Below are 24,858 nucleotides of genomic sequence, written 5' to 3'. Positions count from 1 at the left end.
CGCAAATTGAGGCAATTCGTTCTCCCCGCTCAGGCGGGGATGGTCCTGTACACGGGGCAGACGAAAACCCGCCGTTCTGGTTCTCCCCGCTCAGGCGGGGATGGTCCGCGGATGCAGGGGCGTGTCGTGGCGATGAGGAGGTTCTCCCCGCTCAGGCGGGGATGGTCCGCCGCGGAGCTGATTGCGGAGCACATCACCCGCGTTCTCCCCGCTCAGGCGGGGATGGTCCTGTGTGCAGGCGCAGGCGCATGCGATGGGAGTGGTTCTCCCCGCTCAGGCGGGGATGGTCCCGGCGGCAACTACAACAGTGGCTCGGGGGAGGTGTTCTCCCCGCTCAGGCGGGGATGGTCCCGTGAAGATGGTTGTTCGGTGGTACGGCCCCGCGTTCTCCCCGCTCAGGCGGGGATGGTCCGACCCTTGCCGATATGACCCCCGAGGAGCGCGCGTTCTCCCCGCTCAGGCGGGGATGGTCCCCCCTGCCATCCCAGCGATGCGTAGCCACGACCGTTCTCCCCGCTCAGGCGGGGATGGTCCTGTGTGCAGGCGCAGGCGCATGTGATGGGAGTGGTTCTCCCCGCTCAGGCGGGGATGGTCCCTACTAGCAAACGCCAAAATCGCCCCCACCCTCGTTCTCCCCGCTCAGGCGGGGATGGTCCACCAAAGGTGGACACGCGCCGACAGCTGGACATGTTCTCCCCGCTCAGGCGGGGATGGTCCGTTTTCCCGTCGCGGACTTCTTCGAGATATGCGGTTCTCCCCGCTCAGGCGGGGATGGTCCGCAACAAGACGAGCTTGCGGCCGGGGGTAAGGAGTTCTCCCCGCTCAGGCGGGGATGGTCCTGCCCCTCACCCCTGGTTTCCCGCCCGGGTGAGGTTCTCCCCGCTCAGGCGGGGATGGTCCTGCTCCAGCGTTGCCCCGACCCCTGGGCGCGCCGTTCTCCCCGCTCAGGCGGGGATGGTCCCCCCGGCCTTCTCGCTGCGCTGGAGAATGTGGTGTTCTCCCCGCTCAGGCGGGGATGGTCCCCCCCGCCATCCCAGCGATCCGTAGCCACGACCGTTCTCCCCGCTCAGGCGGGGATGGTCCGTCAGGTCGATGATCAATGAGTACAGCCCGCGGGTTCTCCCCGCTCAGGCGGGGATGGTCCTGTCCTCGCCGGTGGCGGCTTCCTCGCCATTAGGTTCTCCCCGCTCAGGCGGGGATGGTCCCGGTTGCTTATCGAATATCACGGTGTTCCTCTCGTTCTCCCCGCTCAGGCGGGGATGGTCCCCAGCCCACCCGATCGTGAGCAGGCGCGGAATCGTTCTCCCCGCTCAGGCGGGGATGGTCCGGAGCTTCCCCCGGAATGGGCGATCTTAAACTGGTTCTCCCCGCTCAGGCGGGGATGGTCCCTGTCCGCGTCCGCAGGATCGCTCACGCTCACCGTTCTCCCCGCTCAGGCGGGGATGGTCCGGCCCGCATCATTCTCGCTCGCGGGCTGGGTGAGTTCTCCCCGCTCAGGCGGGGATGGTCCTTGTCGTGGGCTCGGGCGCGCCCAGGGGTCGGGGTTCTCCCCGCTCAGGCGGGGATGGTCCCCCGGCGCGAGAACGCACCTGTGGGGGTTGGCTGTTCTCCCCGCTCAGGCGGGGATGGTCCCCTCCGCGATGTCCCGCTCCTCACGCGCCGGCAGTTCTCCCCGCTCAGGCGGGGATGGTCCTGTCCTCGCGGGTGGGGGGTTCCTCGCTATTAGGTTCTCCCCGCTCAGGCGGGGATGGTCCGAGGCGATCGGCGGCGCGGGGACATTCTCCGACGTTCTCCCCGCTCAGGCGGGGATGGTCCGGTGGGATGCGCATACCGGAATCACGCACAAAAGTTCTCCCCGCTCAGGCGGGGATGGTCCCACCAGCTCCAAGACAGGAGAGAATCATGAAGAGTTCTCCCCGCTCAGGCGGGGATGGTCCCTATTAACACCAGCAGCACTAGCCTGAAAGGGGGTTCTCCCCGCTCAGGCGGGGATGGTCCCTGGTATGGCATTCCGGGTATCGGATACGAGTAGTTCTCCCCGCTCAGGCGGGGATGGTCCCCAGCCCACCGCCACCGCGCTCCCTCACATGCGGTTCTCCCCGCTCAGGCGGGGATGGTCCGATCGAGAACGCCACGAAGAAGGCCACAAAGTCGTTCTCCCCGCTCAGGCGGGGATGGTCCCATTGGGGCTGGTGGGTTGCCCGTATTTGCGGAGTTCTCCCCGCTCAGGCGGGGATGGTCCCTCGTGGGTGAGCTCGTGGTGGACGCGGCGGGTGTTCTCCCCGCTCAGGCGGGGATGGTCCGGTGATACAGGCGCTGCTGGTGCTGTCGGCCCGGTTCTCCCCGCTCAGGCGGGGATGGTCCGCTCAGTCGCTCGGCGATGTCGATTACTTCGGCGTTCTCCCCGCTCAGGCGGGGATGGTCCCAAGTCCAAGGACGAACTCATCGCTCTCGTCGGGTTCTCCCCGCTCAGGCGGGGATGGTCCCTCTCCTTTCTCAAAATGGTGGGGTCATGTCAAGTTCTCCCCGCTCAGGCGGGGATGGTCCCTCTCCTTTCTCAAAATGGTGGGGTCATGTCAAGTTCTCCCCGCTCAGGCGGGGATGGTCCGGACTACGTGCGCGGGGCAGGCATCGAGGTCGAGTTCTCCCCGCTCAGGCGGGGATGGTCCCAGCAGCCCTCGCCTCACCAGCAGAAGCCCTGGGTTCTCCCCGCTCAGGCGGGGATGGTCCCCAGGCACGACTCCCCGAGGGTATCCGCTCGACGTTCTCCCCGCTCAGGCGGGGATGGTCCTGTTACAAACATGAACTACATGTTTTGGAACTGGTTCTCCCCGCTCAGGCGGGGATGGTCCGCACTATCACGACGCCGGTGGCCCACGTGGGGGGTTCTCCCCGCTCAGGCGGGGATGGTCCCTGCCCCAGCTTGTCGAGGGATTCGGCGATCGTGTTCTCCTCGCTCAGGCGGGGATGGTCCGGAGAAGCACGCTCACGCTGAGACGCGCACCGCGTTCTCCCCGCTCAGGCGGGGATGGTCCCACACCTCCCAGATCCAGGCCCACGCCCGCTCCAGTTCTATCCTGCTCCATGAAGACAGTACGGAGAAGGGGCAATTCGCGCCCGACCAGCATCCTCACTTCCCATAGCAGGATGCCGCGTCATTTCTGGGGAATACCGAGCAAAAGTGCGGCGACCACGATCACCAGGCCCAGAAGTGCGATCACCCACTGAGTTCTGCGGGTCCTTGCTCGGACAAGTGGCCAGGCGAGCAGTGCGCCGGCGATGAGTCCACCCACGTGTCCCCACAGTGAGACATTCACCGCGAGGAAGGTGTAGCCGAGGTTGACTGCGATCAGTGCCAAAGGCGCCCTCAGATCCCCGCCCCGGACGGCAAACAATCCGACGAGGATCGACATCATCGCGTATATTGCGCCCGAGGCGCCGGCTGTCGGTGAAAGGGGATCGAACCACACCACCGCCGCGGAGGCTCCGATCCCACCGACGAAGTAGATCAGGGTGAACAGCCAGGCGCCGAAGAATCCCTCTATCTCTCGGCCGAGCAACCACAGGAGCAGCAGGTTCATCAGCATGTGCCCGGGTCCGATGTGGAGGAACATCGCGCCGACGGCCCTGAGCGGCCCGAAACCGCTTCCCATGGCGGGTGCCCAGAGGATCCAGTCGTCCGCGAGCCGACTGTCCCAGAGGTTGTTCAGGACCGAATGGGATTGAAACGCGGTGACCAGGTACACGGCAATGATCCCAAGAGAGATGGCGGTGCTGGCCGGTGCCTGACGGTAGATCGCTGAGAGCTTCAAGAAGGTGCCTTTATATGAAAACAGGTCCCACCATCAATGGCGGGACCTGTTCAACTGGATGAGAAGGAGTTATTCCACGATCTCGATGGATTCGATGACAACCGGCTCAGTCGGGCGGTCCATGCGGTCGGTGGCGGTGGTGCCGATGGCGTCGACGACCTTCTGCGACTCCGGATCAGTGACCTCACCGAAGATGGTGTGGGCGTTGTTCAGGTGCGGGGTGGGGGTGGTGGTGATGAAGAACTGGGAACCGTTGGTTCCGGGGCCCGCGTTCGCCATCGCCAGCAGGTAGGCGCGATCGAAGCGGAGCTCGGGGTGGAACTCATCGGCGAACTTGTAGCCGGGGCCGCCACGGCCGGTGCCGGTGGGATCTCCACCCTGGATCATGAAACCGTCGATGACGCGGTGGAAAATGCTGCCGTCGTAAAAGGGACCCTCGGTGGTTCCGGAGGCGTTCTCGGAGCGGTACTCCTTGGTTCCGTTGGCAAGGCCAACGAAGTTCTCGACGGTCACGGGAGCATGGTTGCCGAAGAGATCAACGGAAATATCTCCGCGGTTGGTGTGCAGGATCGCGGTTGCGGTCTTCAAAGTCATGCGTTCCATCATAGCGCCACCAGATTCACTAATGTGGTTTGCCATAGACCTCTTTCCCATATCAAGGAGAACTCCATGAGCGCATTATCCAACTTCCAGCTCGCCCTCAACGGAGCGAGCGCAGCATATGATTCCTTCAGGAAGTACCGGGAGAAGAAGGCCTCCGAAACCTACGATGCCCTGTCGCAGGCTGCTGAAACGTACGTTCCCAAGGCAGAAGAGCTTTACGACGACACGGTTGCGGCAGCCGGCAACGTCACAAGGGCTGCGCGGGCGCGTTTTGAGAAGGCTCGCGATCTTGCCGAGCAGAAGAGCACGGAACTGGCAACCACCGGCGGGAAGCTGAGCAGGAAGGCGCGTCGCAAGGCAGCGAAGGCCGAGGTCAAGGCGTCAAAGGCTGCAAAGAAGGCGGAGCGGAAGGGTCTGGGAACCTTCAGCAAGCTCTCCATCGCAACGGTGGTAGTTTCCGGTATCGCCGGCGCCGCCTATGTACTGCTCAACCGCAAATCCACCCCGGGCACCGTCCCTCCGCGCGTCGAGGAGCAGGGCGATCGGGAATCAAAGCTGGTCTACTCGACCCAGACCGGACAGACCGACCCGGAGGTTCCCGAGGACCTCGTGGACGAGGCCGATGAGGCCGATGAGGCCGATGAGGCCGATGAGGCCGCGGAGGCCGAGGAGCAGCCAACGGACGCCGCTGACATCACCCCGGACACCACGGCCGCGGAGGAGATCGGTGAAGAGGTCCAGGCGGAGTTCGACGCCAGGAATGCACCGCAGCGCGACCAGAGCGACAAGTAGGAACTATCCCCGATCGAGTTCGTGGCTGAGCGAGTCCAGCTCGCCGCCTCCGGCCATGGCGACGGTCAGCTGCTCGAGGCTGACCTCGCTGCGGGGAACATCGAGCACCTGACGGCCGAGGTTCAACAACACGAAGTGGTCGCCGACCAGGTAGGCGTGGTGCGGGTTGTGCGTGATGAAGATGACGCCGATCCCGCGATCCCTGGCCGCCGCGATGAAGCGCAGCACCATGCCGGACTGCTTTACACCCAGGGCGGCCGTCGGCTCGTCGAGGATGATCACGCGGGCGCCGAAGTAGATGGCGCGGGCGATCGCCACAACCTGCCGCTGTCCGCCGGACAGTGAGGCGACGGCAACGCCGACGTCGTGAAGCTCAATGCCCATTTCGCGCAGCTGTTGATCGGTGATGCTGCGCATCTCCTGCTCGCGGAGCGTGCCGAAGCGTCCGGTGAGCTCCTGGCCCAGGAAGAAATTGCGCCACACGCTCATCTGTCCCACCACTGCGAGATCCTGGTAGACGGTGGCGATTCCGGCGCCGATCGCATCGCGTGGTGAGGAGAAATCCACCGACTCCCCGTCGACGATGATCTCCCCCGAGGACGCCGGGTGCAACCCGGAGAGGATCTTGATCAGAGTGGATTTACCGGCTCCGTTATCGCCGAGCACGCAGGTCACCTCCCCCGCATTGACCTGCAGATTGATACCCTCCAGCGCACGGAAGGCACCGTAATCTTTGGAGATGTCGCGCAGTTGAATCAGTTCGCTCATGATCGCTCCTCGTTGAACCTGGCAAAGCGGTTGTTGCTGATCACCGCGAACAGCAGCATGGCGCCGAGGAAGAACTTGAACCAATCCGGATTCCACCCCGCATACACGATGCCCTGATTGGTCATACCGAAGATCAACGCACCGATCGCCGTGCCGATCACGGTGCCACGACCACCCGTCATGGAGCAGCCACCGATCACCGCGGCGATGATGTAGAGGAACTCATTGCCCACGCCCTGGCCGGCCTGAATCGAATCAAAGAGGAACAGGTTGTGCATACCGAGGAACCAGGCCGCGAAACCGACGAACATGAACAGAATTATCTTCACCCTGCGGACCGGGACACCGACCGCGCGGGCCGCCTCCTGATCGCCGCCCACGGCAAAGATCCAGTTGCCGAAACGCGTCTTGTACAGCAGGAAACTGCCGAGGACCACGAAGAGGATCCACCAGAACACGGTGATCCGGACATTCACGCCGAAGATCGGGACGGAGCTGGCGAACACCGCGCGGGCGGAGGGGAAGCCCTCCATGTCGGCGATGGTCTGGGTTGCCACGGCTCCGGAGATCAGCTTGGTCAACGCCAGGTTCAGGCCCTGGAGCATGAGGAATGAGGCGAGGGTGATCAGGAATGAGGCGATCCTGGTCTTGACCACCAGGAATCCGTTGAAGAATCCGATGGCCAGGGAAATGAGGAGAGCCAGGAGGGCTCCGACCCAGGTGTTGAGCCACAGATTGTAGGACAGCATCGACGCCGCCAGAGCCGCGGTGGTCACCGCGACACCGGTGGAGAGGTCGAATTCATCACCGATCATGAGCAGGCCGACCGCCACGGCCATGATGCCGATGGTGGAGCTGGCGTAGAGCACGGTGGCCATGGAATCCCAGGAACGGAAGGCCGGTGCGACGAGCATGAAGACGGTGAAGATGACCACCGCACCCAGCAGGCTGGTCAGCTCGGGGCGTCGGATGGCGCGCATGATCAGATTCATCGCAGACCCGCCGTCGCTGCATCGGCGATGACATCGACATTGGAGGCGTCCACGAAACTGGGGCCGGTGTAGACGGGGCGTCCGCCGCCGACGGTGGTGCCGTTGCGGTGCGCCAACCAGATGGCGTCGACAGCCATGTAACCCTGGAGATAGGGCTGCTGATCAATCGCCCACTGGATGTCACCGTTGCGGATCGCCGTGACCAGCGCGGCGTTGGTGTCAAAGGTGGCGATCCTCGCCTGCGAACCGGAATCCCGCACCGAATTCACGGCGGTCAGTGCCACCGGGGCGACCAGGCCCATCACCCAGTCGATTCCGGGATCCTGGGAGAGTTTCGCCTGGAGCGTCGACTGCACCGCGGTCAGATCCCGGCCGTTGACATAGATGGTTTCCACTTTTACTCCCGCACCCTCGGCGACGCCTGCACAGCGCGACTCCTGGGAAGAGTTCCCCTGCTCGTGAATAACACACAGGACGTGCTTCGCCCCGTCGGTCGCGAGCCGCTCCCCCGCCCTCGTTCCGGCCACCTTCTCCTCCTGACCGAAGAAGCCGCTGAGACCGTAGGTCTGGTAGCTGTCCATACCCGCATTGAGCCCGACGACCGGGATGCCCGCATCCACCGCCTTTTTCGCTGTGGGACCGAGGGCATCGGCGTTGGGCAGGGTCACGGCGATTCCATCCACACCTGAATCGATGGCCGTTTGAATGAGGTTGGACTGGTTGGGAACCTCGGGATCTGAGGAGTAGCGCAGTTCGATGTTGTCCTTGCGGGCGGCATCCTCCGCTCCCTTGCGCACCAGATCCCAGAAGGTGTCGCCGGGAGCGCCGTGGCTAATCATCGAGACAACCAACCGCGGGGTGTCCACGGTGCCGCCCCCCTCCCCCCGGTCCGAGGCGCGCGGGGCGCCCCCGGTGGCCGAGCATCCGGTGATCAACAGTGCGGTTGCTAGAAGAGCCATGGCAGATTTGAATAGTCTCACCTGAACACTGTTGCCCAGAGCTGCGGGTTTAGTCAAACTTTTCGCAGGTCACCTGATCGATTCAGATGATTCACGCTGCGCTTTCTCAACCCCGATCATCACCATTTCCGGGGGTGCACCACCAAGCCGGACACCGACCGGAGGTCCGATCCCATAAATTAATGAAAATGGATATCATTAGTGAATGGTTTCCCCCAACCCAACTCCCGTCACCATTCTCTCCGGCTTCCTCGGCTCCGGAAAAACAACGCTGCTCAATCAGATTCTGGCCAACCGCGCAGGTCGGAGAATCGCGGTCATCGTCAATGATTTCTCCGAGATCAATATCGACGCCGCCCTCATCGCGGGCGAGGGCCACCTCACCCGCGGCGAGGACCGCTTCATTGAACTGTCCAACGGCTGCATCTGCTGCACATTGCGCGAGGATCTCGTCGATTCCGTCGCGGGGCTCGCAACCCGCGGCGATTTCGACCATATCCTCATCGAATCCACGGGCATATCGGAACCGATGCCGGTGGCGGCAACCTTCGAATGGGAGTGGGAGGACGGAACCCGGCTGGCGGACGTCGCGCGCATCGATACGATGGTCACCCTCGTCGATGCGGTCCAGTTCCTCGACCAGCTGCGCCACCACACCAGGCTTGCCGACGCCGACCGCGGTGCCACCCCCGAGGACGAGCGCACCGTTGCGGACCTGCTCATCGACCAGGTCGAATTCGCCGACCGCATCTACATCACCAAGACCGATCTCGTCTCCACCGTGCGCGTCCAGCGGACCATCACCCTGGTGCGGAAGCTCAACCCGCGCGCCGAGGTGGACATCCTCACCAACGGCCGGCACGAGGGTGGGGCAGCCATCGACCAGCTTCTCGGCGCGAACCTCTACGACGAGAACACCGCCCGCACCTATGAGGGCTACACCGAGGAATTGGACAACCCGCATACCCCTGAGACGGAGGAGTACGGGATCAGTTCGGTGGTCTTCCGGTCCAGGCGACCCTTCCATAAGCGGAAACTGCTCGAGGTGCTGCGGTCAACCGTCGGTCTCGTCCGCTCCAAGGGCTATTGCTGGATCGACGATCACCCCGACATCGCCCAGGTGTGGCACCAGGCCGGTCCAGATCTGAGCATCAGGCCGGCGATGCGCTGGTCCAGTTCAGAACTGACCCCCGGCAGCGAAGTGGTGCTCATCGGCGTGAACCTCGATGGCCAAACGCTGCTGGAAAAGCTCCACGCAGCCACCGTCTGACCCTCAGCGAAACAACGCCGAGGCAACCCTGAGCCTGGCCGCACCGACAACGGGATCGTCCGGCTCCAGCAAGCGGGTCAGCTCGAGAATGCGGTTGCGCATCTCCCCGCTTATGGAAGCACCGATGCGCTCCACGAGATGCGCCACCGCCTCACCCGGCCGGTCAAAGAGGACGAGCACATCCGCGGCCCGCAGCGCGAGGTCGATATTGTCCGGATCCTCCTGCGACGCCGCGATGGGATCAACGGAGCGGTCACTGTCCTGTACCCGGGAGAGAACCGATACCGCGACCTTCGCCCGTGACAGGATCGGATCGCCGGGGTGCTGGGCGAGGAGGGCGTCGTAAATCTTGATGGCAGCGTCGAAGTCCCCCGCATTGACCAGCGTGGCGGCTTCCAGGAGGCGGGGATCACCGGAGGAGGCTCCCGGCTCATCCTCCCGCTCAACCTCCGCGTGCAGGCCCTCGAGGTTGCTGCGCACCACGATGTCGTCAATCCAGGTGGCGATATCGCCCTCCCCGTACACCGCGACGCTCACCGCCCCCACAACGGCATAGACAGCCGGAAGCGTCGTCGGGCGGAACCTCGCCACCACGGCGCTCTCGGTATCAGAGTTGACGGTCGCCAGGATCCACCGCAACCGCGCCCGCCCCGCGAGTCCGCGCAGCGTCTCCTCCAGGGCCGCATAGCCGGGCATGAGGGGTGCGCCGATGAGAACGAATACCGGTACCTGCGAGGACCTGCCTAGAACCTCGGATTCCAGGTTGCGTGGGGAGACCGTGACGATCTGCTGCGCACGGCCGGTGGGGACGGGGTGGGTGTGGTGGTGATGGGACGGGGAACAGGGATCGTGGGAGCGCATCACCTTGCAGTGTAGAACCCCGAAAGCACCGCTGTCAGTGAGGGGACCTGCACCGTTCCGCACGGACCTTAAGCCGCCGAGAGGCGGGGCCCGCCCCCGGGCTCACGCCGGAGCCTGTCCGGGCCGGTCCGTGAGGGCGGACCCGGGGATCTCGAGGTTTCCCGCACCGCGGAGGCTCACCGATTCCAGGCCCTGCCACGCCGCTGCGTTATGGAGGAGCCGTGCGGCCACTTCTGCCGTTCGCCCCGGAGCTCCCGGTTCCTCCCACGCCGCCTGGACGATCAATTCCCGCCGTGCCCGATCGGCCTTGAGATCGAGCCGCCCGACCAATCGCCCGCCGACCATCAACGGCAGGCAGTAATAGCCGTAGCGCCGCTTCTCCTTCGGTGTGTAGATCTCGATGCGGTAGTGAAAATTGAAGATGCGCTCAGCCCGCGGCCGGAACCACACGATCGGATCGAAGGGCGTGAGCAGTGCGTCGGCGGTGACCCTGGAGGGAAGGACCGCATCGCGGTGCATCCACGCCGCATCGCTCCACCCCTCCACCTGCACGGGAACAAGAACTGCCTCCTCCTCCAGCGCATGCACGGCGATCAGCGCCTCCGCCTTCTTCAGCCGGTGGTAGTCGGCGAGGTCGGCAAGGGTGCCCACCCCCAGGCAGCACGCGGCGCGTTCCACCAGGCTGCGGTGGGCGTCGGCACGCGGCACGGTGCCCAGCGCGCCCGCGGGCAGCACATCGGCCGCCAATGCGTATCGACGCTCGAAGCGCTCACGCCCCACCGTCACCACCTCGCCGGTGGCGAAGAGGATCTCCACCGCACGCTTGGTGTCACTCCAGTCCCACCACGGACCCCGCCGGCCGCGCGGATTGGAGTCGAGCTCGCGGATCGGTTGCGGGCCATCCTCTGCCAGCAGACCCCGCACGCGGTCGAGTTCGGGCCGCAGCTCGATGATCCTTTCGGCGTACCTGCCCTCAAAGTCGCGCATGCGCCAACCGAACAGCGGTCGGTCCCCCACCGGGATGAACGCCGCCTCATGTGCCCAGTACTCGGTGAACTCGCCGCTGTCCCACAGGTACTCATCGAGGGCCCGCTGATCGTAGGCACCGTGGCGGGAGAAGACCGGCAGGTAGTGCGAACGGGCGAAGACGTTGACCGAATCGATCTGGAGCACGTGCAGCTTCTCCAGTGCCCGGTCGAAGGGGCGCCGCCTTGGGATCTTTCTGGACCCGGTGAATCCCTGCGCCGCCAGCGCAATCCGTCTCGCCTCCGCGGCGCTGAGAGTGTCGGTCATGCCTCGACGATAGCTTTAATCCCACCCCTCCACGACAACCTTGCCCACCATGTGCCCGTCACGCACCATCGCGTGCGCACGCTCAAGGGTGGCAGCGGTGATCGGTTGCAGCACCTCGGTGGTGGTGGGGCGGATGCGGTGGGCGTCGACAAGCTCGGATACCCGGGTGAGCAGATCATGTTGGCCTGTGATGTCCGGGGTGGTGAACAGCGGACGGGTGAACATCAGCTCCCAGTGCCAGGCGATGCTGCGTTGTTTGAGCGGTTCCACGTCGCGGGGGCCATCATCAATGGCCACGATATGGCCGAAGGGACGGACGAGTTGCGCATAGAGCTCAATCTGACCGGCGGAGTGCGCGGTGAAGACCCAGTCCACCCCACCCGGGGCGATGTCTCGCACCTGGGCAGCGAGATCACCATGGTGATTCACCGTGTGTTCAGCGCCGAGATCGGCTGCCCACCGTTCACGCTCGGCGTCCGAGGCGGTGGCGATGACGGTCACTTTGGGAAGCAGCGACTGTGCGAGCTGGAGGATCATCGACCCCACTCCCCCACTGGCGCTATGACCAGCAGGGTTCCAGTGGATTCCGGGCGCAGCTGCAGACGATCGAAGAGGCATTCCCACGCGGTGATGGAGGTCAGGGGCAGGCTGGCCGCATCCGCGTGGGACAGCGACTCCGGCCTGGGGCCGGCAATGCGCTCATCGACAGTGTGCAGACGCTGATTCGCTCCCGGTCGATCAATGCTTCCGACGTAGAACACCTCATCACCGGGCGCAAACAGGGTGACGGCGGAGCCGACGTCAGTGACGGTGCCCGCGGCATCGAAACCGAGGATCCTGGGCTCAGTCAGTGATTCCGCGACCTTCACATCCACCGGGTTGACCGAGACAGCTTCCACCTTCACGCGGAGATCGTGAGGCTTCAGCGGTGGGAGCTCAACGTCGGTTGCGGAAAAGGAACCCTTGCATGAAATGAATGCCTGTGTCATGACTCCCAGTGTTGCGCGCGACCCGTGGTTACCGTCAAGGCCATCTGCTTCCCTTTGGGTACCATTGCAGCTATGGGAGTCTACGAAGCGATGTGTCCGTGCCGCGGGATGCTCGATCTGCTGGCCAACAAATGGAGCACCCTGGCCATCGGCACGCTGGAGAGCGGGCCGAGAAGATTCGGGGAGATAAAACGCAACCTGGAGGGGGTCAGCCCGAAGGTGCTCTCCCAGACATTGAAACGCCTGGAGGAAGCCGGACTGCTCACCCGCACCGTCTACGCCGAGGTGCCACCTCGCGTCGACTACGAGCTCACCGCACTCGGCCACAGCGCCGCGGCACCGCTGAAACTCCTGCGCGACTGGGTCGAGGAGAACGTCACCCCGTGACCGAACTGCATGTTTCCATTCTCGACCGCGCCCACATCCGCTCCCGTCACAGCGATGCCGAGGCTCTCGCCGCCACCGTCAACCGGGCCCGTCTGGCCGAACGCCTGGGCTACCGGCGTTTTCTCGTCGCCGAACATCATGGGGTCCCCGGTATCGCCGGGTCCGCGCCGACGATTCTCGCAGCGGCAGTGGCATCGGCCACCAACCTCATCAGAATCGGCACGGCGGGCATCATGCTGCCCGCCCACCAACCACTGGTGGTGGCCGAGCAACTGCTCACCCTTGCTGCACTGTTCCCGCAGCGTATCGACGCCGGCGTCGGCCGCTCCCTTGGCTTCACCTCCGCCGTACGCGCCGCACTCCGGCAGCAGCCCGACGCAGCCGACCATTACGCCCGGGATCTGGCCGAGCTCCTCTCCTATCTCAAGGGGACAGGCCCTGTCACCGCCCGGCCGCAGATTTCCGGGATCCCGGGGGTATATGTGCTCTCCGGCGGGGGATCACTCTCGATGGCAGCGGAGCTCGGACTCGGCGTGATCGTCGGCGGGCCATCGCTCTTCGACCGTTCCACACCCCATCACGCGGGACTCACCGCCTACCGTGGGGAGTTCCGGGCGGGTGCGTCGACAAGCGTGCCCCATGCGATCATCGCAGCGAACATTGCGGTTGCGGATACCACTGAGGAGGCACGGGCACTGCTGCTCCCGGAGGCGTGGGCGCTGGCAAGGTCGCGGACCACCGGAACGTTCGAACCGCTGCCCTCCATAGGCGAGATCGACCTCGATTCCCTGACCGCGACGCAGCGACGACGGGTGGAGGCGAATCTTGCGGGTGGAATCTTCGGCACAGGCCGCGAGGTGGAGCAACAACTCCGCGAACTCATGGGATTCACGCGCGCAGATGAGATTGTGGCCACCTGCGGTATGTCCGATGTGGAGGGGCAGACGAGATCGGATGAACTGCTTGCCGACGTCGCCGCCCGCTGGTGAATCGCCGTCAGTGTAGAAAGTGAGGCTCTCAGTGTATAAAGTGAGGCTCTCAGTGTATAAAGTGAGGGCATCACTGAACTTCACTGACGTCTAGTCTGGAGACACATGGAGCCGGAAGAATTCACCGTACATCTCACGAGACTTCGCCGACGCGGAGCCGATGATGAACACGTAGAAGTAAAGTCACGGTCCGGCCTCACGGGAAAGGCCGACGGAAAAAGTCTATGGGACTCTGTCAGTGCTTTCGCGAACACCAAGGGTGGCCATATTTTTCTCGGCCTCACAGAGCCAGACTTCACACCGTCCAAAGGTTTCGATGCAATAATAGCTGCCCAGGCAGTGCACAGTGGCCTTAACTCAGCTGATCCAGCGGCACAGAAGGTTCACCCCCTGCCCGAATACACACTACGCACTGTTGAGGTCAATGGGGCCGAGTGTGTGATTGTCACCATTGCTCCGTTGTCAATCAATGGTCCCTGTTTCGTGAAAAACAAGGGAATGGCAAAAGGAAGCTACAAGAGAGTCGATGATGGCGACCGCCTGCTCAACTCGCTCGAAATCTATGAACTCCAGCACAGGTTCGATCATCTGCGGACAGATCGGGAGCCAGTCGTCGAGGCAGATCGCGACGACCTTGACGATGACCTCATCTCTGCCGTTCACCGTCGGCTCAAAGATGGCAACAGCCGGATAATCCAGGGGAATGGCGACGCCTGGCTTACCCGAATGGGCATCATAAGCCCTGACGGCGTTCCCACAGTCGCGGGCCTTGTGGCACTTGGAAAGTACCCACAACAGTTCTTTCCCCGACTCTTCATCGATGTCGCTGTCCACCCAGGCAAGGAAAAGTCTTCGCCTGGTACGAGCGTGCGCTTCGAGGACAGGAGAATCTGCGACGGCAATCTTCTGGATATGGTCCGCGATACCCTACAAATAATCCGGAAAAACCTGAGAACACGGAGAATCGTTCATGATAATGCGGGCTACGACGTCCTGGAGATCCCACTTGAAGTACTTAGGGAGGCGCTCGCCAATGCGGTGATGCACAGGGACTATGCCCCTCTTGCGCAGGATCAGAGCATTGCCGTGGATATCTACAGAGATCGCCTGAAGATTACCAGTCCCGGAGGCCTTCCCGGTGGGAAATCCATAGACTCCCTTGACGATGGCATGGCAGTGCCACGCAACCCAACCCTCGCCAGACTCCTGATGGAGGTTCCCTGGCAGGGAGACGATGGCGGAGTCCTTGCGGAAAGCAACGGCAGTGGCATTCCCAGAATGAAGAGCACCATGCGCGAGGCGGGGCTCCCGATACCTGATTTCACTGTCGATATCGCGCAGGTGAGAGTGATTCTCCACCGCTTCGGGCTCATAGATGCAGAGATCAATTCCTGGCTCGTGGGCCTGCTGGGAGAGAACTACGATCGCATGGAGGCAATAGCACTCGTCCTTGCCAAGGATCTGGGAGCCGTGACAGCGAGCAACCTCAAGAACCACACCGGTCACGACAGCGGGGAGATGAACTTACTGCTTCAGGGTCTGGCTGAACGGAGCATTCTGACGGAATCCGATTCCGGGCGCTTTGTCCTCCCCGGGCCACTCACAGATCTGAGCGCGACTCAGTTGGAGGTACTCAATCACATCTCCTTTGACACGCCAACAACGATCAAAGAACTAGCGAACATCAGCGGACGAACCCCCACTTCTTTAAGGCCGGTCATCCGACATCTCGTCTCCACAGGTCTGATCACCGCAACCGCACCACCATCAAGCAGAAACCGAGCGTACCTGCGCACACTGTGATCCCTCCGAACCCCGCCGAAAGGTCTTTCAAGAGGCCAATGGCGAGCGCCAGCGCGTCAGGAGACTTAACTGAGAACGCATGTGGGTCTGCTGTTTTAAGTGTCGAGTTGTGAAATCGACACAATGTTCAACCGATGATCGATACCGCGAATCCGGTCCCGAAACCAGCACGGATCAGGTCCACTCACGAGCAGTGCAATCCATGGTTACGACAGCGAAAAGCAGGATAATAACAGGGGCTGGCGGAGAATGTGGGAGTGCGCTACTTTTTCGCCTTCGCACTCGGACCATCATTGTTTACCGCAGCGAAGACAAGCTCGGCGATCACAAGCAACAGTGCAAACGCGCCAACCCATGCGAACCACGGGATACCGGGATTGAATGGGATGGCCACGAGAGTAATCACAAGTGCGATCAACGCGCTATATAGGTGCTTTGACATGGTGTGGTTCTTCATCTGAAACCGTCCCTTCGCCAGTAGTCTACTACCGTTATCATCGCTCCCCCGCAGCCAAGGTCAAGTCCACAGCGGTGGCAATAGAGGATTCTTCCCATCGGTGTCGCTACTCCGCTATCCGCGAGTGAAGCCGGAACGCAAACGAGCCCTCCCGATGTAAGGCTGAAAGCAGACGAAATCCTCCACACCATCGTCGTGTGAGCTGTGCGCTTCAGCAGCCGTTGCCCCCAAAAACCAGCATGCTTTCCTCCCTCATGATTGATTCCAAAGAGTCCTTACTGTCGTCTGGCTACCAACTTCTGGTCCTGAAGGCGTGGCGGGTCACTGACGTTGGACGCAGAAGACAGAATCTGTCGTGGGCATCCAACTTCAACGGATTTTCGGGCCTTCAGAGCCCGAAGCTGGTAGCCAGAAGACAGCGGGACCCCTGCCAGGTCAAGTTAACCCTGAGGGGCAATCATCTTGTGGAACTCACTCACTGAATTTGCCTTGTTAACGAGTTCACCTTTCTTGGCCTCAAAGGGTCCCACTCACACCAGAGATGCTCAACATCGTTGCTGTGCAGTTCCACGAGAGCTGTGAGGAAGCCAATTGGGCTGGCTACGGCGGTCAATCCGGCTTATCAACCACCTCCCGACCAATTTTAGTTGTGCACAATTTAATTGTGTGCAATGATTGTTCTCATGAGCGTGACAGACACAATGGTGTGCTTCTCCCTGTACTCGGCTGCACGGGCAACCACCCGGGCATATCGGACCCTGCTCGAACCCTGGGACCTCACCTACCCGCAGTACCTCGTTCTCGTGGTGCTGTGGAATGACGGCGACCAGTCCGTGCATTCTCTCGGCAAGGCCATGCAGCTTGATTCTGGCACCCTGTCACCGCTGATCCGGCGGCTGGAGCAGGCGGGATATGTCCGCCGCGAACGCCGAGAACAGGACGCTCGCGTTGTCACTGTCACACTCACCGACGCAGGTACGGCGCTGCGCGCAGAACTCGCCCATCTCCCGGGCAAGGTCCGTGAACTCATGCTCACCACCGATGATGCCCACGCAGCGGAGCTCATCGACACGTTGCAGAAGATGTGCGGCTCGCTCAACGCCTCGGAACCACACCACTAAAGAAGGAGAAACTCCCATGGAACCCCTCTACACAGCAGAAGCACTGGCCACCGGCGAAGGCCGCAACGGCCACACCGCCACCTCCGACGGACGCATTGACCTGGATCTCGCCATCCCGAAGGAGCTCGGAGGCAGCGGCAATGGTGCCAACCCGGAACAGCTGTTCGCCGCGGGCTATGCGGCCTGCTTCCATTCGGCACTGCAGACCGTAGCCAGGTCGGAGAAGATCAAGCTCACCGACACCTCCGTCGGCGCCAGGGTGAGCATCGGTTCCACCGGCAACGGCGGTTTCGGCCTCGCCGTTGAACTCGAGGTCACCATCCCGGACATGCCGCATGAGCAGGCACAAAAGCTTGCCGACGCCGCCCACCGCGTCTGTCCCTACTCGAACGCCACCCGCGGCAACATCGACGTCACCGTTACCGTTTCAGATGATTAACCACTCAGGAGTTTTCATGCGCACCATCATTCACGATTCATTCGGTGAACCCCGGGATGTACTCCACGTCGAGGACCGCCCCATCCCCGAACCCGGCCCCGGCCAGGTCCGTTTGCGGATCATTCTCTCGCCGATCCACAACCACGATCTCTGGACGGTCCGCGGCACCTACGGATTCAAGCCCGAACTCCCGGCGGCGGCCGGCACCGAGGCCCTCGGCATCGTTGATGCCCTCGGTGCGGGCGTCGATAGTGTTTCTGTGGGGTCCCGCGTGGTCAGCGGCACAACCTTCGGCGTATGGGCGCAGTACGCGCTTGTCGACGCCGCCGGCCTGATCCCCGTACCGGACGCGCTGCCCGACGAGGCCGCCGCGCAGCTGGTGTCCATGCCGTTCAGCGCGATCACCCTCCTCGACTTCCTCGACCTTGAGAAAGGTGACTGGGTGGTGCAGAACTCAGCCAACGGTGCGGTCGGCAGGATGCTGGCACAGCTTGCCGACGCACGTGGCGTCCACGTGCTCGGCCTTGTGCGTCGTGAAGCGGGCATCAAGGAGCTCGCCGCCCAGGGCATCACGAATGTCGTGTCCACGGACAGCGAAGGCTGGCGCGAGAAGGTCGCCCGGATCACAGGCGGTGCACCCATCAAGGCGGGTGTGGATTCCGTCGGCGGAGCATCCTCGAACGACGTCCTCTCCCTGCTCACTCAGGATGGAACCCTCGTCGCCTTCGGGGCGATGGGATCACCAACAATGGAACTGTCCTCGGGCTCGATCATCTTCAACAACATCACGGTGAAGGGCTTCTGGGGATCCCGAATCAGTCGGGAGATGGACGCGGCGAAAAAGGGCGCGCTCTTCGGCGAGCTCATGCAGCGCATCGTCGCCGGTGAACTGACCCTCCCGGTCGCCGGAATCTTCGACGCGGATGATGTGGTCGACGCCGTTGACGCCAGCTTCACGCCGGGCCGTGTGGGCAAGATCCTGCTGAAGTTCTAGAAGACCGACTCACCACCATCCGAGGGCAGCAGGACACCGCTGACATTCGAACCATCTGCGCTGAGCAGGAATGTGATTGAGGCTGCAAGCTGCTCCGGGGTGGCCAGCGGAACATCCGCGTTGTGCTCGAACACGCGACCACGGCCGAAGTTCTCCGCGGTCCCCGGTCGGATTCCGGTGACTGTCCCACCGGGGGCAACGGCGTTCACGCGAATTCCGAACTCCTGGTACATGTACGCCGAGCTGCGGGTAATCCCCAGAACAGCACTCTTTGAGGCGGTGTAGGCCAATCCCGCTGAGGAGCCGCGCAGGGCCGATTCCGAGGCGATGTTGACGATGGATCCCTTTCGCGCCTCCATCATGAGGGGAACCACCGCCCTGCTCAGGCGGATCAGTCCGAAAACATTGACATTGAAGACACGCTCCAGCATCTCATCGCTGACCTCGTGGATCGCCGAGAAATCGTCCATGATCCCCGCAACATTGGCAAGACCATCCACGCGGTCCCCGGCGGCGGAAAGAACCCGATCAACATCGCTCTGACTGCTGACATCGGCGGCCACGGTGATGATCTCGCTCCCGGGATGAGCTGCGGCAAACTCTCCGAGCTTCTCCTCGAAGAGATCCACAGCGACGACCCGGCCGCCTTCACGGGCCACCCTCGAAGCAACGGCACGGCCAATTCCGGAGGCCGCCCCTGTGACGATCACCGTTTCTCCCGCGAACCGGCCCCCGGTGATCCGCTCACGCCAGGCAAGTGATTCAACCTTGTCCGGATCCGGGAGGACGCCACCATTGACCTTGAGTTCCAGCGACTCCACCAACCCTTCCGGGATCGGTCCACCTGAGCGGAGGAGGTGCTCGAGGGGGAGGTTTCGCATCATGCGCAGCACCGACGTATCCGTTCCCGCCTGCGCGAGCAGATCGGCGAGGATCCGCGAGCCGATGGGATGCGCGAGCCACGCCCCCACGGTGCTGTGAACAGAAAGTACGGCTGGTGTGGATTCCCCGGTCATTGAACTCCTCTTTCGCTGCTTTTTGACGTTTCGTTTAGCTGCAGAGTCTAGCCGTGAAATGGGAGGTGCCCCCGCAACTTCAGTTTCCGATAACCTCCGCCTTGCGGCTCAGCTGGCCACCCTCCGGACGGCGACGATGTTCGCACCGAGGCCGTGTCATGGGAAGAGCGATCTCCGGATTCAGGTGCGCGCAGCGGCGACCTGCACGTCATGGGTTTCAGACAGGTGGAGGTCGAATCGCTAGACGCGCGGGTGATTCGAGGTTCGGAGCCACGCGCGGATACGACCTCGTGCGTTGGTGTAGGGCGATGAGGTGTTGAAGGAGATCATGCGACCCATCATCCACTTTCCGTACCAGGGCTGTCCGTACAGCTCTGCATCGGAATAGCCCTCGATCAGATCGACAATGGAGTCCTTCGCGTCACGCAACTGCGCGCGCAGCTCATCCCAGGTTTCCGCCTCGTGTTCGGCGTAGTAGCACTGTGCGAGCACGCCCAGTTCATTCCACTTAATGCCGGGCGCGGGCAGCTCGTCCGGAAGCCCCTCCGCCCGACGCCGATGCCAGGTGAGAACCTGCTGATTCCAGCCAATGAGGTACGCCAACAAGTCTGCAGGACTCATCATTGTGTTCTTAACGTGCCCATCGAGAACAGGTTCCCGCGCGGCGACCGGAGGCACTCTGTCGAGGTCTCGTTCGAGCTGCGCAAAGGTCTTGTCAATCACTGCCAGCAGGTCAGCCTTGGTCGCGGGAACAGCCATCGGAACCTCGGTTCTGTGCGGGCTGAACTACTGGGCCCGCGCTTTGGATCTCACCCTCATCCTATCGAACCCGGCAATACTACCGGCGAGTAATTGTCTATGAGATCTCCTATCTGACAAGTCCGCATGTCAAATAAATGAAGGAACTGTACTAACGTTGCATGACGATTGTGAGTGTGCGAGTTACGGTCATCACGGGGACGGTGGAGTTCTTCGAAATCGAACCAGGAAAGACGAAAAGGCGACGATCCGACTCGATGAGCCCCTCGCCACCCTCACACCAGAACCCGCATCAGCCTGTGCCAAGATTCGGGGTACTTCTTTAATTTGTGGAGCATAGGAGAATCGAACTCCTGACATCCTGCTTGCAAAGCAGGTGCTCTACCAACTGAGCTAATGCCCCGCGTTCCTGGTGGGCCTAGCAAGAATCGAACTTGCGACCTCATCGTTATCAGCGATGCGCTCTAACCGACTGAGCTATAGGCCCCTTGGGAACGAAATAGAACTTTACCCAGGACCATCCTACAACACAAATCCCCTGGCCATACCCTATTTCGTGGGTTCCAGGGGAATGTGTATGGGAAGGCCCCCGGAGGTCGGCTAATCCACTTCCTCACGAAGAGTCAGCGCGACTCCACCGAAGAGATCAACGATGGCGTTGTAGATGATCGCCGCAAGCGGTGCGAGGATCGAGACGCTGATCGCCGCTATCGCCCCCATGAGGGCTGACATGCTCAGGATCAGGCCGAAGGTGATGGCCTGTTCACCACCGATCCCGCCGATCACATCGTTGAGGTTCTGCCAGACCCCGGCCGCACCCAGACCGAGGTAGAGCACACACACACAGATGATCCAGGCCACCAGTCCGATGATGGACATGGCCAGGGTCACCTTGAACGCGGAGAGCGGAGAGATTCGGGTGATGGAGACTTCTCGGGTTGCCATGCGTTACTCCTCGCTGCTGTTGTCGTTATCGGCCGGTGCCTTGGACGCAGGTCCCTCGACGGCGCCCGTGGCCACCGCCTCGGCGGCCTCCTCGCCCTCGCCCTCGACGTTCTTGTCCACGGCGAGCAGCTGGACACCATCCTCCAGGTTGACCAGCCGTACGCCCATGGTGGCACGCGAGGATGGCCTGATCTGGTTGACAACGGTACGGATGACCCCGCCGGCGGAGGTGATGGCGAACAGTTCATCATCCTCATCGACGGCGAGTGCGCTGACCAGCTTGCCTCGCTTCGGGGTGTATTTGAAGGTGACCACGCCGAGCCCACCGCGACCCTGGGTGGAGTACTCCTCCATGGGTGTGCGCTTTCCATAACCGCCGGTGGTGGCAACCAGGAGGAAATCCCCGTCGCGGACCACGCACATGGACAACAGCTGGTCATCGCCACGGAAGCGCATTCCCTTGACGCCCGCGGTGGAGCGACCCATCGGCCGCAGCTGGTCGTCGTTGGCGCTGAAGCGGATGGACTGGCCCTCCTCGGACACCAGGAGCAGCTCATCATCGTTGTCGCACAGTGCGGCGCCGATGAGGCGGTCATCCTCATTGAGGTTGATGGCGATCAGCCCACCGGAACGGTTGGATTCGTAGTCCGCGAGGCGGGACTTCTTCACCCTGCCGTGGGCGGTCGCCAGCACCAGGTAGGGGGCGTCCTCATAGCTCTGGATCTGAATAACCTGGGCGATCTGCTCGCCCGGCTGGAACTCCAGCAGGTTGGCCACGTGCTGCCCGCGTGCGGTGCGTGAGGTCTCCGGCAGCTCATATGCCTTGAGCCGGTACACGCGCCCGAAGTTGGTGAAGAAGAGGATCCAGTCATGGGTGGAGCTGATAAAGAAGTGACGGACAATGTCATCCTGTTTCAGCTCCGCCCCGCGAACACCCTTGCCGCCCCGCTTCTGGGACTTGTAGGCATCAACCTTGGTGCGCTTGGCGTAACCGGTGGAGGTGATGGTGACCACCACGTTCTCCCGGGCGATGAGATCCTCATCGGTGACATCACCTGTTGCGGCGATGATCTCGGAGCGGCGCTCATCGCCGTACTTGTCCACGATCTCCGTGAGCTCATCGCGGACAATGGTGCGCTGACGCTCCGGGCTGGCCAGAATGTCCTTGAGGTCGGCGATGGTGATCTCCAGCTCGGCGAGCTCGTTGATGATCTTCTCGCGCTCCAGGGCCGCCAGGCGGCGCAGCTGCATGGCGAGGATTTCATCGGCCTGGATCTGGTCCACGTCCAGAAGCACCATGAGGCCGGTGCGGGCCTCCTCCACGGTGGGACTGCGGCGGATCAGTGCGATGACCTCGTCGAGCATGTCCAGGGCCTTGACCAGTCCACGCAGGATGTGGGCGCGTTCCTCCGCCTTGTCCAGACGGTACTGGGTGCGTCGGACGATCACCTCGATCTGGTGCGCGACGTAGTAGCGCAGCATCTGGTCGAGGCGGAGGGTGCGCGGCACGCCGTCAACGATGGAGAGCATATTCGCGCCGAAGTTGGTCTGTAGCTGGGAGTGCTTGAACAGGTTGTTGAGCACCACCCGCGCCACGGCGTCGCGCTTGAGGGTGACCACGATGCGCATTCCCACGCGGTCGGAGGACTCATCTTCGATCTTGGAGATACCCACCAGCTTGCCGTCGCGGACCTGCTCGGCGATGGAGGAGATGAGGTTGTCGGGGTTGACCTGGAAGGGCAGCTCGGTGATCACGATGACGGTGCGGTTACCGTCATCCTCGATCGAGGTCACCCCGCGCATGCGGATGGAGCCGCGGCCGGTGGTGTAGGCGTCCTTGATGCCCTTGTCACCGATGATCAGGCCCGCGGTCGGGAAATCCGGGCCCTTGACAAAGCCCATGCACGCCTCGAGTGCGACGGCGTCCTCGGCCTCGGGGTTCTCCAGCAGCCAGAAGATCGCGTCGGCCAGCTCGTTGAGGTTGTGCGGGGGAATGTTGGTGGCCATGCCCACGGCGATGCCGCCGGAGCCGTTCATCAGCAGGTTGGGAACACGGGAGGGCAGCACATCCGGCTCGAGGGTCTTGCCGTCGTAGTTCGGGGAGAAGTCGACGGTGTTCTCGCGGATGTCGCGGACCATTTCCATGGCCAGCGGGGTCATGCGGCACTCGGTGTACCTCATGGCGGCCGGGCCGTCGTTGCCACGGGAACCGAAGTTACCCTGGCCGTCGACAAGCGGATAACGCATGGACCAGGGCTGGGCCATGCGCACCAGGGTGTCGTAGATCGCGGTGTCGCCGTGGGGATGGTAGTTACCCATGGTCTCCGCAACCGGCTTCGCGGACTTCACGTAGCTGCGGTCCGGGCGGAAACCGCTGTCGAACATCGCGTAGAGCACGCGGCGGTGCACCGGCTTCAAACCGTCACGGACCTCCGGCAGGGCCCGGCCGACGATGACCGACATCGCGTAATCGATGTAGCTTGACTGCATCTCCTCATTGATGTCAATGGGGTGGACGCGGTCAAACAGGGTGCCGTCATGATTGTCGTCGCTCACTATTTACCTTTCCTCGGTTCAATCCCAATCGATTTTACGCCATGGAAAGGATAAAGACCCCAATCAGATACCACAGTGATACCATTGCGCTCATGGCTATGACCCTCCGGCTTAACGACGCCCAGGACCGCGCACTCACCCTTCTCGCCCGGGTGCAGGGCTCCAGCAAGCAGGAGGCCGCAACCCGGGCGATCATCGCGGCTGCAAGCCGCGTCGTGGCCGACGCGGAGGTCGCCGACCTCGCACGGACCTACGTGGCTGAGGCCGCGGGCGTCGAGAAGCGGATCAGGCAGGCGCGATGAGGGGACTGTCCGCCGAACAGCTCCTCATCATCGCCGACGAAGTCTGTGCGGTCCACAAGGTGAGCGTGGTCAGTTTCGCGGCCCTCAGCGCCGCCTCGGGAGTGAGCGGCGCCAGCCTTCACGGCGTCGATGTGCACGGCTCGGTGGAGGAAATGGCACACGCCGTCGCCCGGACCATTACCCGGCTGGGGCCGCTGAGCGGTGCAAATGATGTTTTCGCCGAGGTCACCGCACGCGTGCTGCTCAGCCTCAACAGTTAGAGCGTGCCCACCTGGGATTCATGGAAGACCAGCGCGTGGGATCCCCCGTCGGCCACGGCCGCGTGCACCACCTCGAGGAGGGCGAAGTCGTGGTCCCCGACCTCACTGATCTCCACCACCCGCGTGCTCAGCTGGGTATCGGCACCGTCGAGATGGACCGCTCCCCCGTTCTCGCGGGACCACCGACCGGCGAAACGGCCGGCCGCGGGGCCGGAGAGCTGGCGGATCTGATCGGCATGTGCCGAACCGAGAATGGACACACCCAGTTCCGCCCCCTGCTCAACAATGGACCGCAACTGCGGCCAGGTGCTCGAGGACTTCTGAAGATAGACACCGACCAGAGCGGGCTCGAGGCTGATCCCGATGAAGGAGCCAACAACCATCCCCACCGGCACCTCCCCGGAATGACTGGCGATGAAGGTAATGGGGGTGGGCACCCTGCGGAGCGCCTGGCGGAGTTCGACGGAGGAAAGGACTGCTGTGGTCATGGA

General features: G+C 62.8%; 25 protein-coding genes, 2 tRNA genes and 1 CRISPR repeat array (1 of these 28 only partly in view). Of the genes, 10 read left to right on the top strand and 17 right to left on the bottom strand.

What is annotated here, in order from left to right; translation table 11 throughout:
• A CRISPR array of direct repeats spans positions 1-3,035; the repeat unit is 28 nt; unit sequence GTTCTCCCCGCTCAGGCGGGGATGGTCC; it reaches 1,875 nt to the left of the window's first position.
• 120 nt (positions 3,036-3,155) lie between these two features.
• Together B7E02_RS01670 and B7E02_RS01665 are read right to left on the bottom strand one after the other, a co-directional pair.
• Positions 3,156-3,812 (bottom strand): rhomboid family intramembrane serine protease, encoded by a 657-nt coding sequence (locus B7E02_RS01670; protein WP_080792326.1) that lies wholly within the window; start codon positions 3,810-3,812, stop codon positions 3,156-3,158.
• 69 nt (positions 3,813-3,881) lie between these two features.
• On the bottom strand, positions 3,882-4,418 hold the full coding sequence (locus tag B7E02_RS01665; protein WP_080792323.1) for a peptidylprolyl isomerase: 537 nt from the start codon (positions 4,416-4,418) through the stop codon (positions 3,882-3,884).
• A 63-nt stretch (positions 4,419-4,481) separates the two neighbouring features.
• Between B7E02_RS01665 and B7E02_RS14265 the strand changes: the two genes are divergently transcribed.
• The gene (locus tag B7E02_RS14265) at positions 4,482-5,207 is read left to right on the top strand and encodes a hypothetical protein (protein WP_080792321.1); all 726 of its coding nucleotides are present in this window, start codon (positions 4,482-4,484) and stop codon (positions 5,205-5,207) included.
• A gap of 3 nt (positions 5,208-5,210) precedes the next feature.
• Here the strand turns inward: B7E02_RS14265 and B7E02_RS01655 are convergent, their stop codons facing one another.
• The 3 genes from B7E02_RS01655 to B7E02_RS01645 are packed head-to-tail and all read right to left on the bottom strand — an operon-like array spanning position 5,211 to position 7,926.
• Positions 5,211-5,975 carry an ATP-binding cassette domain-containing protein gene (locus B7E02_RS01655; protein WP_080792319.1) on the bottom strand — a complete coding sequence of 255 codons (765 nt, stop codon included), beginning with the start codon at positions 5,973-5,975 and terminating at the stop codon, positions 5,211-5,213.
• Positions 5,972-6,967, bottom strand: coding sequence for an ABC transporter permease (locus B7E02_RS01650; RefSeq protein WP_080792316.1), 996 nt, complete (start codon positions 6,965-6,967; stop codon positions 5,972-5,974). Before B7E02_RS01650 ends, B7E02_RS01655 begins: the two co-directional genes overlap by 4 nt.
• On the bottom strand, positions 6,964-7,926 hold the full coding sequence (locus B7E02_RS01645) for a substrate-binding domain-containing protein (protein ID WP_080792311.1): 963 nt from the start codon (positions 7,924-7,926) through the stop codon (positions 6,964-6,966). Before B7E02_RS01645 ends, B7E02_RS01650 begins: the two co-directional genes overlap by 4 nt.
• 205 nt (positions 7,927-8,131) lie before the next feature.
• Between B7E02_RS01645 and B7E02_RS01640 the strand changes: the two genes are divergently transcribed.
• Positions 8,132-9,196 (top strand): GTP-binding protein, encoded by a 1,065-nt coding sequence (locus B7E02_RS01640; protein ID WP_080792308.1) that lies wholly within the window; start codon positions 8,132-8,134, stop codon positions 9,194-9,196.
• A gap of 3 nt (positions 9,197-9,199) precedes the next feature.
• Here the strand turns inward: B7E02_RS01640 and B7E02_RS01635 are convergent, their stop codons facing one another.
• The 4 genes from B7E02_RS01635 to B7E02_RS14570 form a co-directional block, all read right to left on the bottom strand.
• Positions 9,200-10,057: a tetratricopeptide repeat protein gene (locus B7E02_RS01635; protein WP_080792305.1), complete on the bottom strand. Its 858-nt coding sequence runs from the start codon at positions 10,055-10,057 to the stop codon at positions 9,200-9,202.
• Between the two features lie 102 nt (positions 10,058-10,159).
• Complete coding sequence (locus B7E02_RS01630; RefSeq protein ID WP_080792302.1) at positions 10,160-11,350, bottom strand: winged helix-turn-helix domain-containing protein; 1,191 nt, start codon at positions 11,348-11,350, stop codon at positions 10,160-10,162.
• Positions 11,351-11,365: 15 nt separating this feature from the next.
• Positions 11,366-11,887, bottom strand: coding sequence for a zinc-binding dehydrogenase (locus B7E02_RS14575; protein WP_245802119.1), 522 nt, complete (start codon positions 11,885-11,887; stop codon positions 11,366-11,368).
• Positions 11,884-12,255 carry an alcohol dehydrogenase catalytic domain-containing protein gene (locus B7E02_RS14570; RefSeq protein ID WP_245802118.1) on the bottom strand — a complete coding sequence of 124 codons (372 nt, stop codon included), beginning with the start codon at positions 12,253-12,255 and terminating at the stop codon, positions 11,884-11,886. The genes B7E02_RS14575 and B7E02_RS14570 overlap by 4 nt, the downstream gene beginning before the upstream one ends.
• 156 nt (positions 12,256-12,411) lie before the next feature.
• Between B7E02_RS14570 and B7E02_RS13900 the strand changes: the two genes are divergently transcribed.
• From B7E02_RS13900 to B7E02_RS01615, 3 genes are all read left to right on the top strand, one after another.
• Positions 12,412-12,726, top strand: a complete 315-nt coding sequence (locus B7E02_RS13900; RefSeq protein WP_143336595.1) for a winged helix-turn-helix transcriptional regulator — start codon at positions 12,412-12,414, stop codon at positions 12,724-12,726.
• The gene (locus B7E02_RS01620; protein ID WP_245802117.1) at positions 12,723-13,715 is read left to right on the top strand and encodes an MsnO8 family LLM class oxidoreductase; all 993 of its coding nucleotides are present in this window, start codon (positions 12,723-12,725) and stop codon (positions 13,713-13,715) included. The genes B7E02_RS13900 and B7E02_RS01620 overlap by 4 nt, the downstream gene beginning before the upstream one ends.
• Positions 13,716-13,820: 105 nt before the next feature.
• Positions 13,821-15,518, top strand: a complete 1,698-nt coding sequence (locus B7E02_RS01615) for an ATP-binding protein (RefSeq protein ID WP_080792295.1) — start codon at positions 13,821-13,823, stop codon at positions 15,516-15,518.
• Positions 15,519-15,780: 262 nt separating this feature from the next.
• On the opposite strand, the gene B7E02_RS01610 is transcribed toward B7E02_RS01615, so the two are convergent.
• The gene (locus B7E02_RS01610) at positions 15,781-15,975 is read right to left on the bottom strand and encodes a hypothetical protein (RefSeq protein WP_080792289.1); all 195 of its coding nucleotides are present in this window, start codon (positions 15,973-15,975) and stop codon (positions 15,781-15,783) included.
• Positions 15,976-16,658: 683 nt separating this feature from the next.
• On the opposite strand from B7E02_RS01610, the gene B7E02_RS01605 reads away from it, so the two are divergent.
• From B7E02_RS01605 to B7E02_RS01595, 3 genes are read left to right on the top strand one after another with little or no spacing between them, the layout of a single operon-like run.
• The gene (locus B7E02_RS01605; RefSeq protein ID WP_179129627.1) at positions 16,659-17,096 is read left to right on the top strand and encodes a MarR family winged helix-turn-helix transcriptional regulator; all 438 of its coding nucleotides are present in this window, start codon (positions 16,659-16,661) and stop codon (positions 17,094-17,096) included.
• A 16-nt stretch (positions 17,097-17,112) separates the two neighbouring features.
• Positions 17,113-17,535, top strand: a complete 423-nt coding sequence (locus B7E02_RS01600; RefSeq protein ID WP_080792285.1) for an organic hydroperoxide resistance protein — start codon at positions 17,113-17,115, stop codon at positions 17,533-17,535.
• A gap of 16 nt (positions 17,536-17,551) precedes the next feature.
• Positions 17,552-18,529, top strand: a complete 978-nt coding sequence (locus B7E02_RS01595; protein WP_080792282.1) for a zinc-binding dehydrogenase — start codon at positions 17,552-17,554, stop codon at positions 18,527-18,529.
• Here B7E02_RS01595 and B7E02_RS01590 read toward each other — a convergent pair.
• The 6 genes from B7E02_RS01590 to gyrA all read right to left on the bottom strand — a co-directional run bounded on the left by B7E02_RS01590 (position 18,526) and on the right by gyrA (position 23,805).
• The gene (locus B7E02_RS01590) at positions 18,526-19,545 is read right to left on the bottom strand and encodes an SDR family NAD(P)-dependent oxidoreductase (RefSeq protein WP_080792279.1); all 1,020 of its coding nucleotides are present in this window, start codon (positions 19,543-19,545) and stop codon (positions 18,526-18,528) included. The genes B7E02_RS01595 and B7E02_RS01590 overlap by 4 nt on opposite strands.
• A gap of 240 nt (positions 19,546-19,785) precedes the next feature.
• Complete coding sequence (locus B7E02_RS01585; protein ID WP_080792276.1) at positions 19,786-20,304, bottom strand: ClbS/DfsB family four-helix bundle protein; 519 nt, start codon at positions 20,302-20,304, stop codon at positions 19,786-19,788.
• Positions 20,305-20,634: 330 nt separating this feature from the next.
• Positions 20,635-20,707, bottom strand: a tRNA-Ala gene (locus B7E02_RS01580).
• Between the two features lie 7 nt (positions 20,708-20,714).
• Positions 20,715-20,791: transfer RNA gene (locus B7E02_RS01575), tRNA-Ile, on the bottom strand.
• A gap of 113 nt (positions 20,792-20,904) precedes the next feature.
• The gene (locus B7E02_RS01570) at positions 20,905-21,249 is read right to left on the bottom strand and encodes a DUF3566 domain-containing protein (RefSeq protein ID WP_080792273.1); all 345 of its coding nucleotides are present in this window, start codon (positions 21,247-21,249) and stop codon (positions 20,905-20,907) included.
• 3 nt (positions 21,250-21,252) lie between these two features.
• Positions 21,253-23,805 (bottom strand): DNA gyrase subunit A, encoded by a 2,553-nt coding sequence (gyrA, locus tag B7E02_RS01565; RefSeq protein WP_080792268.1) that lies wholly within the window; start codon positions 23,803-23,805, stop codon positions 21,253-21,255.
• Between the two features lie 92 nt (positions 23,806-23,897).
• Between gyrA and B7E02_RS01560 the strand changes: the two genes are divergently transcribed.
• Positions 23,898-24,107, top strand: coding sequence for a CopG family transcriptional regulator (locus B7E02_RS01560; protein WP_080794349.1), 210 nt, complete (start codon positions 23,898-23,900; stop codon positions 24,105-24,107).
• On the top strand, positions 24,104-24,367 hold the full coding sequence (locus tag B7E02_RS01555; RefSeq protein WP_080792266.1) for a TetR family transcriptional regulator: 264 nt from the start codon (positions 24,104-24,106) through the stop codon (positions 24,365-24,367). The genes B7E02_RS01560 and B7E02_RS01555 overlap by 4 nt, the downstream gene beginning before the upstream one ends.
• On the opposite strand, the gene B7E02_RS01550 is transcribed toward B7E02_RS01555, so the two are convergent.
• Positions 24,364-24,855, bottom strand: a complete 492-nt coding sequence (locus B7E02_RS01550; protein WP_080792264.1) for a flavin reductase family protein — start codon at positions 24,853-24,855, stop codon at positions 24,364-24,366. The two genes, B7E02_RS01555 and B7E02_RS01550, sit on opposite strands and share 4 nt — an antisense overlap.
• Positions 24,856-24,858 lie beyond the last annotated feature (3 nt).

This window comes from Corynebacterium pacaense (assembly GCF_900169525.1).
GTDB lineage: Bacteria > Actinomycetota > Actinomycetes > Mycobacteriales > Mycobacteriaceae > Corynebacterium > Corynebacterium pacaense.
This window is presented reverse-complemented; position numbering and strand designations above follow the sequence as displayed.